The organism is Actinomycetota bacterium (assembly GCA_005774595.1).
GTDB lineage: Bacteria > Actinomycetota > Coriobacteriia > Anaerosomatales > D1FN1-002 > D1FN1-002.
Window position 1 is genome coordinate 1 of record VAUM01000023.1, and the last position, 12,872, is coordinate 12,872.

The window sequence follows — 12,872 nt, forward strand, 5'->3', positions numbered from 1 at the left end:
GCGGTGCGCCTCGTGGGCGATGTCACCGGCTTCGATGCCGGCGCCATCACCGTGCTCACCGGCGAGCGCTTCGTCGACGAGCTGCGCAACAACCTCGCCTCGAACGCCGACGAGCGCCTCCACGCCACCGGCTTCCTCGCCGAGCCGCTCGGGTGCGGCACCGGCCCGGCGGTCCTGCTCGCCGCGGCGCACGCCGCCGCTGCCGACCCGGAGGCGGTCTGCATCGTCGTGCCGTCGGACCACGTCGTCGCGGGTGACGGCTGGGCCGGGGCCGCGCGCCGTGCGGTCGAGCTCGCAGCCGCGGGCGCCGTCGCCTGGGTGTGCCCGCGCGTGCCGTGCGCGGACGACGAGCGCGACTGGCTGCTCACGGACGGCGCGGGCTCCGTCACGGGCTTCGCCGCCGGGCCCGCGCCCGCGGGTGACGTGGTGCGCAGCGCCGGGATGCTCGCGTTCGGCGCCTCGGCGCTGCTGGAGGCGGTCGCCGGATCCGGTGATGCCGGGTGGGCGATCGCCGGCGCGTGCACGGCGGTGGCGTCCATGCCCGTCGCCGAGTGGACCGGACCCGAGGCGCGCGCCGCGTTCGCACGCATCGCCCCGCAGACCATCGAGTCGCTTGCGGCATCTATCGATGTCCCGCAGGCGGCCGTCATCGCCGAGATGTCGCTCGCCGAGGTGGGCTCGTTCACGGCGCTCGAAGCCGCCGGCGTCCGCGACTCGAACGGCACCGCACGCACGGGACGCGGCGTCGACGTCGACTCGCACGGCTGCATCGTGTACGCGCCGGAGCGGCTCGTCGCCACGCTGGGACTCGCCGACACCGTGGTCGTGGACACCGCCGATGCCACCCTCGTGTGCGCGAAGGACCGCGTCCGCGACGTGCGCGAGGTCGTCGGCGCGCTGCGCGCCGCGGGCGCGGAGGAGGTGGTGCACCCGCGCACCTCGATGCGACCGTGGGGCTCGTGGACGACGCTGTTGCGGGGCGACGGCTTCCAGATGAAGCTCATCGAGGTGAAGGCGGGCGGACGCCTGAGCCTCCAGTCGCACCGGCGCCGCAGCGAGCACTGGGTGGTCGTCGCAGGGGAGGCGCTCGTGACCCGCGACGGCGAGACCGCACCGGTGCACGTGAACGAGAGCGCGTTCATCCCGGCGGGCACGGTCCACCGCTTGGAGAACGCGTCCGGCGGCACGCTGCAGGTGATCGAGGTGCAGGTGGGCGACTACCTCGGGGAAGACGACATCGAACGCTACGAGGACGACTACCGTCGCGGCGTGTGAGCAAGGGGTGCGCGGGCCCGCCGCGCTGCGGCCGGGGGCGCTGCGGGTGGTATCATCGTGACCGTGAAACGGCCCCGCTTGAGGGCCGTTGTGCTGACGGGCCCGTAGCTCAACGGCGGAGCAGGGGACTCATAATCCCTTGGTTGCAGGTTCGAATCCTGCCGGGCCCACCATCGCCACCGTGCCGATCATCGAGGCTTGGGTCCATTGTCGAGGAGCGAACGCAGAGACCGCGTGAAGTCGGAGCGCCGGCGGCTGTGGCTGGCGGCGGGGCTTGTGGGCGCTGGCCTCGTCATCGTGGCCGCGAGCGTCGCGATGGCGCTGGTCACCGCCGAGAGCGAGCCCGTCCCCGCGGCGCTCGTCCCCGACTCGCTGACCTCGACGCAGTCCGCACCGATCGCCGCGGCGGTGCCCGTCGAGGTCCCCGACGTCGTCGGGGAGCCGCTCGCGCAGGCGGAGGCCGTGCTCGCGACGTACTTCACGGTCGAGCGGCGGGAGGCCGCCACCGCGCCTGCCGACGCGGCGCGCACGGTGCTCTCGCAGTCGCCCGGCGGGGGCGCGCTCGCGGAACGCGGGAGCGTGGTCGTGCTCACGCACGCGCCCGGGTCGGAGCCGGCGCAGGTGTCCACGGCGCCCGCGGTCGTTGCAGCGGCCTCGTCCGCGGGCAAGGTCGTCGTGATCGACGCCGGGCATCAGCGCACGTCCGATCAGCGCCCCGAGCCCCTCGGCCCCGGTTCGAGCGAGACCAAGATGCGCGTCACCGGCGGGACGACGGGCGTGAGCACCGGCAAGCCCGAGTACGTGTTCACCCTCGAGCTGTCGGAGCGCGTCAGGAAGCGCCTGGAGGCCGCAGGCGTGAAGGTCGTCATGGTCCGCACGGCGCACGACGTCTCGATCTCGAACGCCGAGCGCGCGCAGAAGGCCAACGCGGCGGGGGCGGATCTGTTCCTGCGCGTCCACGCCGACGGGAACACGGACCGCTCGATGCGCGGCCTGTCGACGCTGTATCCGGCGAAGAACTCATGGACGGGCCCGATCCACGACGAGAGCCTGGCCGCGGCGAAGGTGGTGCACGCTGCGGTGATCAAGAGCAGCGGCGCGAAGGACCGGGGGCTGTCCGCACGCGGCGACCTGACCGGCTTCAACTGGTCGAAGGTGCCGTCGTGCCTCGTGGAGGCGGGATTCATGTCCAATGCCGAGGAGGACGCCCTCCTCGTGTCCGACGCCTACCAGGAGAAGCTGGCCGCGGGGATCGCGGCCGGCGTGCTCACCTACCTCGGGAAGGACTGACGTGATGACTCGCGGCGGGTGGAGGCGTGCGCTCGGCACCGGTGCGATCGCAGGCGGCATCATCGCCGCGGTCGTTGTCCTCGCGCTCGTGATTGGGAACATCGGCTCGCCCGAACCGGCCTCATCCGCACCGGAGCGCGTGCTGATCGTCTTCGAGTCCGTCGATCCAGAGGGCGTGCAGGTGGCGTGGGCCGCTCTCGACGTCGACCTCGCCGCCGGCATGGTGCGCGAGGTCGACACGTCCTCGAGCGCACCGGTCGCCGGCACGACCTACGACACGCTGCGTGACGCGTACCCGTTCGGGGGCGGGCAGGCGGTCGCGGTCGCCTACTCGGCGGTCGGTTCCGCACCCGTCCTGCCGAGCCTCGTCGTGCGCGGGCCGCAGTGGCGGTCGATGCTCACGCGGCCGACGTCGGCCACGGTGACGTTCGACCGCTCGATGAGTGTGTTCACCGGCGAGCGGCTCGTGGACTTCCCCGAGGGTCCGAACGAGGTCTCGGGCCAGGACCTGCCCGCGCTGCTTCTCGCGAGCGTGTCGCTGGACCCGGCCGCTGCGCGCGGCGTGCGGGCGGCGGTCGCGAGCGTGACCGCGGATACGCTGCTCGCGGACCCGGGCGCGCTCGCACGGATGGCCGCCGCGGGTACGCTCGGCGGGGATCTGGCAGGCAGGCGGTTCGACGAGTTCGCGACGCGGTTCGAGGCGGCCGCGCCGCGCCTCGCATACGCGCCCGCGGAGTAGCGGTCCGGAGGGTCGCGGAGGACCGTTGCGAGTGGTCGGGACGGCCGTTCATCGGCTAGAATGTGCACAGCCGTCGCGAGGCGGAGCATAGGCGGCCGTCACGGCGCCACCAGAAGGGATGCCGTAGTCGTGGCCCAGACGCAGAAGAGAAGCAGCCCGGTGGTGCTGGCGTTCTTCCTCGTGGTCCTGTCCGGGGCCTCGCTCGCGATGGCGTTCTACTTCCTCGACGGCGCCTCACTGGTGTCGGACGCCCTCGAGAGCGACCTTGCGGACCGCGTCGTCGCACTCGTCGAAGGCTGGTTCGGCGATGGGGACACCGGGGGCGGCGGGACGGGCGGTTCGACCACGCCGACGTCGACGCCCGGTGCGCTCGATCTGCCCGAGGGCGTCTCGCGGGAGTTCGCGCTGCGGACCTGGGCCGAACAGGTGCAGTCGCAGGTCAACATCGGCAAGTTGCTGAACGGCGAGGTCCGGGAGCTGCGGTTCGGCTCGAACAGCGGGGACAACTACGCCGAGAAGATGACGATGACCGTCAAGTTCGCCGACGGGACGTCTGCGCCGGGCGAGCTCTACCTGCGCAAGGCGGGCGAGAACTGGTACGTCGAGGGACTCAGGGGGATGCGGAAGGCCGTCATGGGCGGATCGGCGGACAGCGTCGGGCGCGCGGAGTCCGATCCCCCGCTGCGCCTGCCTGACATCAGCCAAGTGGACATCGGAGTCCTGAACACCATCTTCGACCAGCAGGCCGCCAACCAGCCGGTGTTCGAGGACTACGTCGCCGGCAACGTGACCTGCGTCTCCATCGACGGCGTCGTCCGCGGCCCGCGTACCGCGACGATCGCCGCGACGATGTACGAGAAGGACGAGACGGTCAAGGCGGAGATCGTCGCCGTCTCGACCACCGTCAGCGGCGAGGAGCAGTGGTTCCTCGCCCGCTTCCGCAAGGTCGCCACGGCGAAGTAGAGGGGTGACGCGTGGAGCTGCGTGACTACCTGAGGGTGCTGCGTGCGCGCAAGTGGGTCGTGGTCCGCGCGGTGCTGGTCGTGGCCATCGCCGCGGTCGCGGCCAGCCTGCTCCAGCAGCCGACCTTCACGGCGGAGACGAGCGTACTGGTCAGCCCCGATTCGGGTTCCGGGCTGTTCAGCGACCTTCTCGGGGGCTCCGTAGGTCAGCCGGAGCGCGCGCTGATGACGCAGGTGCAGCTCATGCAGCTGCGCCCGCTCGCGGAGAACACGATCCGGAAGCTCAACCTGCAGACCGACCCCGCGTCACTGCTCAGCAACGTGGCGGTGGCAGCCGCCGGGCAGACGAACATCGTCGTCATCAAGGTCACGGCGCACGACCCGAAGCTCGCCGCGGAGGTCGCCAACACGCTCGCCAACGAGTACGTGACGTGGTCCCGCGAGACACGGCAGGAGGCGCTCAAGGAGGCTGCGGTCCAGGTGGAGTCGCGGCTCGCCGTGGCGCGCGAGGAGATCCTCGCCGTGGGCCGGAAGCTCAGCGAGGACTCCGAGAACGATGAACTGGCCGCGCAGATGGACATGGCCACCGGCGGCTACGCGACGCTCGCCGAGAAGCTCGAGCAGCTGAGGATCGACCAGGAGCTCGAGACCGGTGCCGGCCGCATCGTCAGTCCGGCGGTGGGCACCAACTACTCCTCCTCGCCGGGGCTCGTGCGCAACGGCCTGCTGGGCCTCGCGCTGGGCCTCGTCCTCGGCATCGCGATGGCGTTCCTGTACGAGTACCTGGATGACGCCATCAAGTCCTCCGAGGAGGCCGAGCGCCTGCTCGGCACGCCGGTGCTCGGCCACGTGCCCATCGAGCGGTTCGAGAAGGGCGAGTCGCGTCGGCTGACCATCGTGGAGAAGCCGGGGTCGCCCGCCGCGGAAGCCTACCGCGTGATCCGCAACTCGCTGGACTTCGTGAACTTCGAGCGCAACATCAAGACGATCCTCGTGACCTCGGCGGCGCCGGGCGAGGGCAAGTCGACCGTCGCGTCGAACCTCGCCGCTTCGCTCGCGCAGGCGGGGCAGAAGGTCGCGCTCATCTCGTGCGACTTCCGCCGTCCGACGACCGAGGCGTTCTTCGGCGTGCCGAACACCGTCGGCCTGTCCGACGTGCTCACCGGGCGTCACTCGATGAAGGCCGTGCTGCAGCGCCCGGGCGACGAGCAGCTGCTGGTCATGACGTCGGGCAAGATGCCCCCCAACCCGTCCGAGCTGCTGAGCTCCAGGAAGATGAAGGAGACCCTCGACAGCCTCGAGGAGTGGGCGGACTGGATCATCATCGACACCCCGCCGGTACTCGCCGTCTCGGACGCCGCCGCGCTCGCGCGGTGGGTGGACGGCGTGCTGATGATCACGCGGGCGGGCAGTTCCACGCGTGAGGCCACTCGCAAGGCGCGCGAGATGCTCGAGAAGGCCGGCGCCCGTCTCGTCGGTTGCGTGGTGTGGGGGCTGGAGCCTGGGGGAGGCCCCAACGCGTACGGGGGCGCCTACGCCTACTACGGCGGCTACTACTACCACGACTACTACACCGGCGGCGGGCAGAAGAAGGCCGGCAAGGGGGCCGCGGGCGGTGCGCGCGGTTCTCAGCAGGTGAGCGCTGCCGAGGCGGACACCGAATGGGTGCCGTCGAAGAGCCCCGGCCGCCGGTTCGCGGAGTTCCTCGGGCGCGCGATAGCAGGGCTGCTCGGCGCGCTCCTGGTCCTGGCGATCGTCGCAACGATCACCTGGGCGCTCGACGCGTACTTCGACTGGGGGCTCGTCGAGGCTGTCCGCGGTGCGTTCCCGGTGCCGTAGCGAAGGGGCCGCCGCCGGATGAGAGCGACCCTGTCGCGCTGGTTCCGCAAGGGATCGCTGGCCGCAGCCGACCAGGTGGTGTTCTCGGCGGCCGGGTTCGTGTCGTCGGTGCTGATAGGGCGCTGGACGGTGCCGGAGACCTACGGCCGCTACGCGCTCATGCTCGGGTGGTTCTACCTGTTCGCGTCCGCATACACGGGGCTTGTCGTCGATCCCGTGCTCGTGCTGGGGCCGACGCGCTTCAAGGACCGGGCGGGCAGGTACGTCGGCGCGGTGTTCGGCATCCACCTCGCCGTCTCCGTCGCGGTCGTCGTGGTCGTAGGGCTCGCGCGGCTCGCGGCGGGCGTCGCCGGCGCGGGCGTGGGAGTGGCGGATGCTGCGCTGAGCATCGCCGTGGGGCTTGCCGGGCTGCACCTGCTGTACCTCGCGAAGCGCGCTCTGTACGTCCGGGGTCAGCTCGCGGCGAGCACGTGGACCTCGGTGGTCTACGGCGTGGTGCTGGTGGCAGCGATCGCCATGCTGCACGCGTGGCGAGTGCTCGGCCCCGAGACCGCGTTCTATGCGACGGCCGTCGCGGGAGCGGCCGCGTGCGCCGCCGGGCTGCCGGCCGCCGGGATCGACGCGTCCGGGGCGCTCGACCGGGCGCTGCTGGGCCGCGTGGCGCAGGAGCATACGAGCTACGGCGGCTGGCTGGCGGGCACGGAAGTCACGACCTCGGTACAGGGGCTCGTCTTCCTGGGCGTGGTCGGCGGCCTCGCTGGCGCGGCGACGCTCGGGGGGATGCGGGCGCTGCAGAACCTCTACTCGCCGATCATGCGGCTCGTCACCGCGATCTCGATGGTCGCTCTTCCGCGCGTCGCGGGCCGCGTCGAGGCCGCCGGTGAACGCGCAGGGGCCAAGGACGCTCTCGCGGTGAGCGTCGCATTCGCCGCGCCCGCCGCGCTGTGGTCCGCCGTCATGCTGATCGCGCCGGGCTGGCTGGTGTCCGTGCTCTACGGCGGCGTCTACGACTCCTACGCCCCGATGCTGCGGTGGCTAGCCGTGGTCCCGCTGGCGATGGGCCTCGCGAGCGGGGCGGCGGTCCTTCTGCGGGCCGTCAGGCGCCCCAAGGTGATCCTGAAGGTCAAGCTGGCCAGCGGCGTCGTCATGGTGCTCGGCGGTTGGGCGCTCACGGCGTGGAGGGGCGGCGAGGGCGCGTTCATCGCGCTCGCCGCGTACTACGCGGTCGACACGGCGCTCCTGTGGTGGCTTGCGCTGCGTCGCCCGCGCTCCGGCGCGGCAGAGGCGGTGCCGGCGTGAAGGTGCTGCACTGGTACCCGAACCTGCTCGGGGGCGGAGGGGTCGCGGGCGCGGTCGTCGGGCTCGCTGCCGCCCAGGCACGCGCTGGTGCGGAGGTCCATCTCGCGTGCTACGAGGGCGAGGAACGCTCGTTGTACGGCGACCGGATCCCCGAGGGCGCGGTTCTGCACCGCATCGCATACGCTCGGCGGCTGCACCTGGGCGGCAACCGCCTCGTGAGGCCGCCGGCGCGCGGCGAGATGGCGCGCCTGCGCGACATCGGCGCCGATCTCGTCCACGTGCACGGGGGCCTCAACGCCGACAACCTGTGGGTGTACGGAGCCGTCGCGAGGGCGAGCGTGCTCTCGCCGCATGGCGCGTACCATCCCGCGGTGATCGCTCGGGCACGGGGAGTGAAGTCCGCTTGGGCTGCGTTCGAGGAGCGCCGCGCGAGCGGCGGCGCACGGGCGCTCCACGCGCTGTGCCCGGCGGAGGCGGCGGCGGTCAAGGGCCTGTTGCCGGGCGCGGAGGTGTACGTCGCACCGCAGGGCGGTGCGTCGGTGACCGCGGCGCGGACGTCGCCGCGCCCGCCGGGTGCCGAGGGCCCGCGGCGGGTCCTGTCGCTGGGCAGGCTGGACGTCCGCGGCAAGGGGCTCGACGTGCTCGTGAAGGCGTTCGCCGAGGCGGCCGGCGGCGCCGGTGCTCCGCCGATGTCCCTCGCGATCATGGGCCCGGACCCCGGAGGGGCGGCCGACGAGCTGCGCGCGCTCGCCGGCGGGCTCGGGGTCGCCGACGCCGTGACGGTGAGCGGGGCGGTCGACCGCAGCGCGGTGCCCGCGGCGCTCGCGGCCGCGGATCTCTACGCGCAGTTGTCCCGCAACGAGGGCTTCGGGCTCTCGCTCGCCGAAGCGCTGCTGTGCGGAGTGCCGGCGCTGGCCTCCGACGAGGTCGGCCTGGCGTCGTTCGAGTTCATCGCGAGGCTCCCGCACGTGACCGTGTGCGAGGCCGGCGACGTGGGCGCCGCAGCCGCCGGGATCCGCTCCATGCTGGGTCGGGCGGACGAGCTGCGCGCGGCGGGCTCTGCGGCCGCCGAGGAGGTCGCCAGGTTCCTGGACTGGGACCGTATCGCGGCGGTCCACCTGGAGCGCTACGGGCGGCTCGTGTACCCCGAGGCGGCGGCATGAGGGTGCTGCTGTCGGCATACGCGTGCGAGCCGGGCTCCGGTTCCGAGCCGGGGCTCGGATGGGGTCTTGCGACGGCCGTGGCGGCGTACTGCGAAGTCACGGTGATCACGCGGGCGAACAACCGCCCGGCGATCGAGGCGGCTCTCGAGTCGCATGACGGCCCGGCGCCGCGTTTCGCCTACTACGACCTGCCCGCCGCGGTGCTCGCCGCGAAGCGCACGCTCCTGCGTGCCCGTGGCTACCACTACGTGTGGCAGCTGGGTGCGCGGCGTCTTGCGCGCGAACTGCACGCGGACTCGCCCGTGAACGTCGCCCACCACGTCACGTTCGTGTCGATGGCAGCGCCCAGCGCGTGTGCGGGGCTCGGCGTGCCGTTCGTGTGGGGGCCTGTCGGTGGCGGTGAGAGGGTCCCGCCGGGCATGCGCGGGTGCCTCTCGCCGCGCGCACGCGCGTACGAGGCAGCGCGTTCCGCGGCGTTCGTGGCCGCGACGGCCGATCCGGTCGTTCGCGCGACCGCGCGGGCGGCGCGGGTCGCGTACGGCACGACTCCGGACTCGGCCGCGGCCCTTCGACGGATGGGTGCGCCCCGGGTCGAGGTCCTGCAGGGGATCGGCTCGGACGCTGTGGACGACACACCCGCGCCGGCCGGCCCGGCTGCGGAGGGCACGTACCTCGTGACGGTGGGCCGGCTGCTCGGCTGGAAGGGCGTCGAGCTCGCGGTCCGCGCGTTCGCGCGGTCGGGCCTCGAGTCGCGCGGCGTGCATCTCGTCGTGATCGGGGACGGGCCCGAACGGGCGCGCCTCGTGCGCGCGGCACGCGAGGCAAGCGTTCCCGACGCCGTGGAGTTCGCGGGTGCGCAGCCGCGCATGCGGACGCTGGCGGCGATCGCGGGCGCCACCGCGCTCGTGCATCCGAGCCTCCACGACTCGGGTGGGATGGTCTGTCTCGAGGCCATGGCGCGCGGCGTGCCGGTGATCGCTTTGGACGCAGGCGGCCCCGGCGTCCTGCTCCGCGAGGGCGGAGGCGTCCTCGTGCCGCCGACGGGATGCGAGGAGGCCGTCGACGGCATCGCGAGGGCGATGGCCGGCGTGGTCTCGGACCCGGATGCTGCCGTCCGGATGGGGCAGGCCGGCGCGCGGGTGTTCGCCTCGCGGTACGAGTGGGGCGCGGTCGCGCGGGCGTGGATGGCCCGCTACGAAGCGCTGCTCGCGGACCGGCCGACGGGCGCTGGGGGCCTGCCACGAGCCTGACGATGCGCATAGGGCTGTTCGCCGTCCTGGTCGCCGCAGGCGTCGGGATCGTCTTCGCGCCGGAGTGGGTCGCATTCGGGCTGTTCGGCGCGGTGCTCGTGACGGGCGTGGTCTGGTCCGGCCGCAGACAGCCGTGGTGGATGACGCTCGGGATGGGCGTCGTGCTGTTCGTCACCCTGTTCAACTACGGGGCGGTCAACGTGCCTGTCCCGGGCGTCGGCATGCCGCTCGTCCACGCGGTCCTGTTCGTCGTGCTGCTGGGCGCGTACGGCGCCGCGGGCAAGGATTGGCTGAAGCTCCCGGTGCCCAAGGCGTGGCTCTGGCTGTTCCTGCTCACGCTGCCGAGGCTGCTCGCGTCCGTCGCGGACTATGGGCTGTGGGCGGTCCGTGACGCCACGGTCGTCATCGAGGGCGTGATGATGCTGTTCGGTATCGCGTGGGCGAGGGCGGACGAGGGCTTCGCATCGGTGCGCCGGTTCATCGGCATGGTGACGGTGCTGGTGGCCGCGTACGCGGTGACGTTCCCGTTCGGTGCGACGGTGCGCGCGATCTCGCCGGTCAGCGGCATCTTCAAGGTGGTGCCGGTGATGGGGTTCTACACGACCACGGCCGTCACGCTCGTCGCGTGCGCCGTCTGGGCGTTCTCAGCGCGCAGCGGCGTGAAGGGCTGGGTCGCGACGGTGGGCGGAGGTGCGCTGCTCGGCTTGGCGCTCCTGTTCCAGGAGCGGACGATCTACCTCGCCGTGCCGCTCGTGATGCTGTGGATCGGGCGCACGTTCGGTGTCGGGCGGGCGTACCGCTCCCTCGTCGTGAGCGTCGTGGTCATCGCGTTGCTGCTCGCGGCATCGGCCGGGGTGGTCCGGGGCCGGTTGGGCTCGATCTCGCCGGAGTTCTACATCGAGCACCTCTCCAGCCTCGCGGGTGACCCGGACGCACCCGGAGCGGGGAGCCTCGCCCAGCGGCTCGACTGGGCGCGGGACACGCTCGCGACGTGGTCGAGCTCGCTTCCATACATCGTGTGGGGCGAGGGGTTCGGCTTCGCGCTCATCGACTTCAAGCTGTCCGCCACCGCGGTGGTCCGTGATCCCCACAACACCTTCCTCACCGTGCTGCTGAGGACCGGGGTCATCGGGTTCGCTGCTTGGATGGTCGTGATCGTCATGTTGCTGCTGCACGCGGGGCGCCGCGCGATGGAGGCGCAGGGCGACGTCGTGCGGACGCAGGTGGTCGCTTGGCTCTCGACGCTCCTGCTGCTCAGCCTGGTGAAGACGATCGGGCAGCCCTACTTGGAGTTCTCCTTCGGCGGCCTCGTCTTCTGGGCGATGGCCGGCTACCTGGTCGGCATGCCGCCCGTGACTGCGGACGTGACGGCGATCGAGGCGGCCGGCGATGAGTGAGACGACGCCAACGGCGACGGTGGTGAGCCACGTGCTCGAGGTGCTCGGGGCGGCGGGCGTTCGGCACGCGCTGCTCGCGGTGCCGGCGGGCTTTCCGGACGAGGTCCCGGGCGACATCGACCTCGTGGTGCCGGGCGAGTCGCTGCCCGGCGTGGCGGCAGCGCTGCGCGACGGCCTCGCGGACTCCGGGCTCAAGGTCGTCCAGGTGCTCCGGCACGAGGCGACGGCCGCGTACGTCGTCGTGGGAGGCGTGCTCGGCGGGGCGGCGGTCGCCGTCGCGTTCGACTTCTGCTCGGACTACCGCAAGTGCGGCGTGCACCTGATCGACGCCGAGGAGCTGCTGTCGTCCGCCAGTGCGGGGAAGGAGGCGCCCGTGGTCGCCGGCGCCGCGGCGTTCGGCTACCGGCTGGCCAAGAGCGCGCTGAAGGGCCGCCTGCCTGCCGACGTCGCGCGCTTGCGCGCGCTGGCGGCGGACGCCGGCCCCACGGAGACCGAGGCGTGGTGCCGCCGCCTGTTCGGTGACGGCGCCGGTGCAAGGGTCGCCGCGTGGCTCGCAGACGGCGGGCGGGCGCCCAGCGACGAAGGGGAGCTGCGCCGTGCGCTCCTGCGCGCGTGCCGCAAGCGGCGCGGTGTGCGGGGCCTTGCGGACACGGCCGCGGAGTGGCGGCGTCGGGCGCTCCGCTTCCTGCGGCCGACGGGCGCCGTCGTGGCGCTGCTCGGTGTCGACGGGTCCGGCAAGAGTACGCTCGCTCGGCGCTTGGCGGACGGCGCCCTTGCGCGCGCGTTCCGCGGTGTGGAGTACCGGCACCTGCGTCCGGGCCTGCTCGGCGCGCGCCGGTCGGGCCGCGAGGCGGCGTCCGCCCCTCACGACCAGCGCCCGTACGGCGCGCTCGCCGCGTTTGCGAAGATGCTGTACCTGCTGGCGGACTACCGTCTCGGCGGCGCTCTCAAGGACCACCCCGCCCGCGTCCGCTCGATGCTCGTGCTCTACGACCGCCACGCCGCTGACCTCGCGCTCGATCCGCGCCGCTATCGGACGCGCGGGCCGTGGGCCGGCCGGCTCCTGTCGGCGCTCGTGCGGCGTCCGGACGTGACGCTCCTCGCGGACGTCGAGCCTCACGTGGCGCTGGCGCGCAAGTCCGAGGTGGCCGAGGATGAACTGCGGCGGTCGTGCGCGGTGTATCGCGCATGGGCGGCCGAGGGCAACGCGGTGCGCATCGATGCGAACGGCGAGGTGCCGGAGGCCGCGGCCGCCGACGCCGTGATGCGCGCGATGAGCGAACGGGAGTGGATGTACCAGTGGTGACGTCCGGCGAGACGGCGCTCCAGGTCGCGGCGGCCCTGCTGCCGCCGGGTGAGGCGCTGTCCCTGCCCGTCGCGGGAACACCACGGCTGCTCGTGCTCCGGGGCGCGGACGCCGCGGACCGGTTCGGGGACGCCTCGTTCTTCCCGGCATCGTCCGCCCGGGGGCGCGTGCTGAAGACGGCGAGCCGCGCGGCCGCGTGGTGCGGACTCGGCCGCCGGCTGACGCGAGCACGCCCGGGCGTGCTCGGCGCGCTCGTGCCGGACGCGGGCGCCGTGCGGGCAGCGGTCCTGATCGGGCCGGACCTGCCCTCGCGCAAGGCGGTGGCCCGCCTCACGCACCCGGACGGCCGGAT

11 protein-coding genes and 1 tRNA gene are annotated in these 12,872 nt (G+C 72.9%); all 12 read left to right on the forward strand.

Annotation, left to right across the window (positions count from 1 at the left end; all coding sequences use genetic code 11):
* A partial coding sequence (locus FDZ70_01965; GenBank protein TLM80131.1) for a cupin domain-containing protein occupies positions 1-1,275 on the forward strand: 1,275 nt, incomplete at its 5' end.
* Between the two features lie 98 nt (positions 1,276-1,373).
* Positions 1,374-1,448, forward strand: a tRNA-Met gene (locus FDZ70_01970).
* A 61-nt stretch (positions 1,449-1,509) separates the two neighbouring features.
* The gene (locus FDZ70_01975) at positions 1,510-2,565 is read left to right on the forward strand and encodes a PASTA domain-containing protein (protein TLM80132.1); all 1,056 of its coding nucleotides are present in this window, start codon (positions 1,510-1,512) and stop codon (positions 2,563-2,565) included.
* A gap of 4 nt (positions 2,566-2,569) precedes the next feature.
* Entirely contained in the window at positions 2,570-3,304 is a 735-nt protein-coding gene (locus FDZ70_01980; protein ID TLM80133.1) for a hypothetical protein, read from the forward strand.
* Positions 3,305-3,433: 129 nt separating this feature from the next.
* Positions 3,434-4,267, forward strand: a complete 834-nt coding sequence (locus FDZ70_01985) for a hypothetical protein (protein TLM80134.1) — start codon at positions 3,434-3,436, stop codon at positions 4,265-4,267.
* 11 nt (positions 4,268-4,278) lie between these two features.
* Positions 4,279-6,105: a polysaccharide biosynthesis tyrosine autokinase gene (locus FDZ70_01990; protein ID TLM80135.1), complete on the forward strand. Its 1,827-nt coding sequence runs from the start codon at positions 4,279-4,281 to the stop codon at positions 6,103-6,105.
* Between the two features lie 18 nt (positions 6,106-6,123).
* Positions 6,124-7,404 carry a hypothetical protein gene (locus FDZ70_01995; GenBank protein TLM80136.1) on the forward strand — a complete coding sequence of 427 codons (1,281 nt, stop codon included), beginning with the start codon at positions 6,124-6,126 and terminating at the stop codon, positions 7,402-7,404.
* A complete protein-coding gene (locus FDZ70_02000) occupies positions 7,401-8,567 on the forward strand; it encodes a glycosyltransferase (GenBank protein TLM80137.1) in 1,167 nt (388 codons plus the stop codon). Before FDZ70_01995 ends, FDZ70_02000 begins: the two co-directional genes overlap by 4 nt.
* On the forward strand, positions 8,564-9,817 hold the full coding sequence (locus tag FDZ70_02005) for a glycosyltransferase (protein ID TLM80138.1): 1,254 nt from the start codon (positions 8,564-8,566) through the stop codon (positions 9,815-9,817). The genes FDZ70_02000 and FDZ70_02005 overlap by 4 nt, the downstream gene beginning before the upstream one ends.
* The gene (locus FDZ70_02010; protein ID TLM80139.1) at positions 9,613-11,214 is read left to right on the forward strand and encodes an O-antigen ligase family protein; all 1,602 of its coding nucleotides are present in this window, start codon (positions 9,613-9,615) and stop codon (positions 11,212-11,214) included. Before FDZ70_02005 ends, FDZ70_02010 begins: the two co-directional genes overlap by 205 nt.
* The gene (locus FDZ70_02015; protein ID TLM80140.1) at positions 11,207-12,520 is read left to right on the forward strand and encodes a hypothetical protein; all 1,314 of its coding nucleotides are present in this window, start codon (positions 11,207-11,209) and stop codon (positions 12,518-12,520) included. The genes FDZ70_02010 and FDZ70_02015 overlap by 8 nt, the downstream gene beginning before the upstream one ends.
* The coding region (locus FDZ70_02020) for a hypothetical protein (GenBank protein ID TLM80141.1) at positions 12,517-12,872 on the forward strand (356 nt) is incomplete at its 3' end. The genes FDZ70_02015 and FDZ70_02020, both read left to right, overlap by 4 nt.

What these genes read in the sequence shown, in the direction of transcription:
- FDZ70_01980 (TLM80133.1), top strand. Translation starts at nt 2,570, where the DNA reads ATGACTCGCGGCGGGTGGAGGCGTGCGCTCGGCACCGGTGCGATCGCA.
- FDZ70_01995 (TLM80136.1), top strand. Translation starts at nt 6,124, where the DNA reads ATGAGAGCGACCCTGTCGCGCTGGTTCCGCAAGGGATCGCTGGCCGCA.
- FDZ70_02005 (TLM80138.1), top strand. Translation starts at nt 8,564, where the DNA reads ATGAGGGTGCTGCTGTCGGCATACGCGTGCGAGCCGGGCTCCGGTTCC.
- FDZ70_02010 (TLM80139.1), top strand. Translation starts at nt 9,613, where the DNA reads ATGCGAGGAGGCCGTCGACGGCATCGCGAGGGCGATGGCCGGCGTGGT.
- FDZ70_02015 (TLM80140.1), top strand. Translation starts at nt 11,207, where the DNA reads ATGAGTGAGACGACGCCAACGGCGACGGTGGTGAGCCACGTGCTCGAG.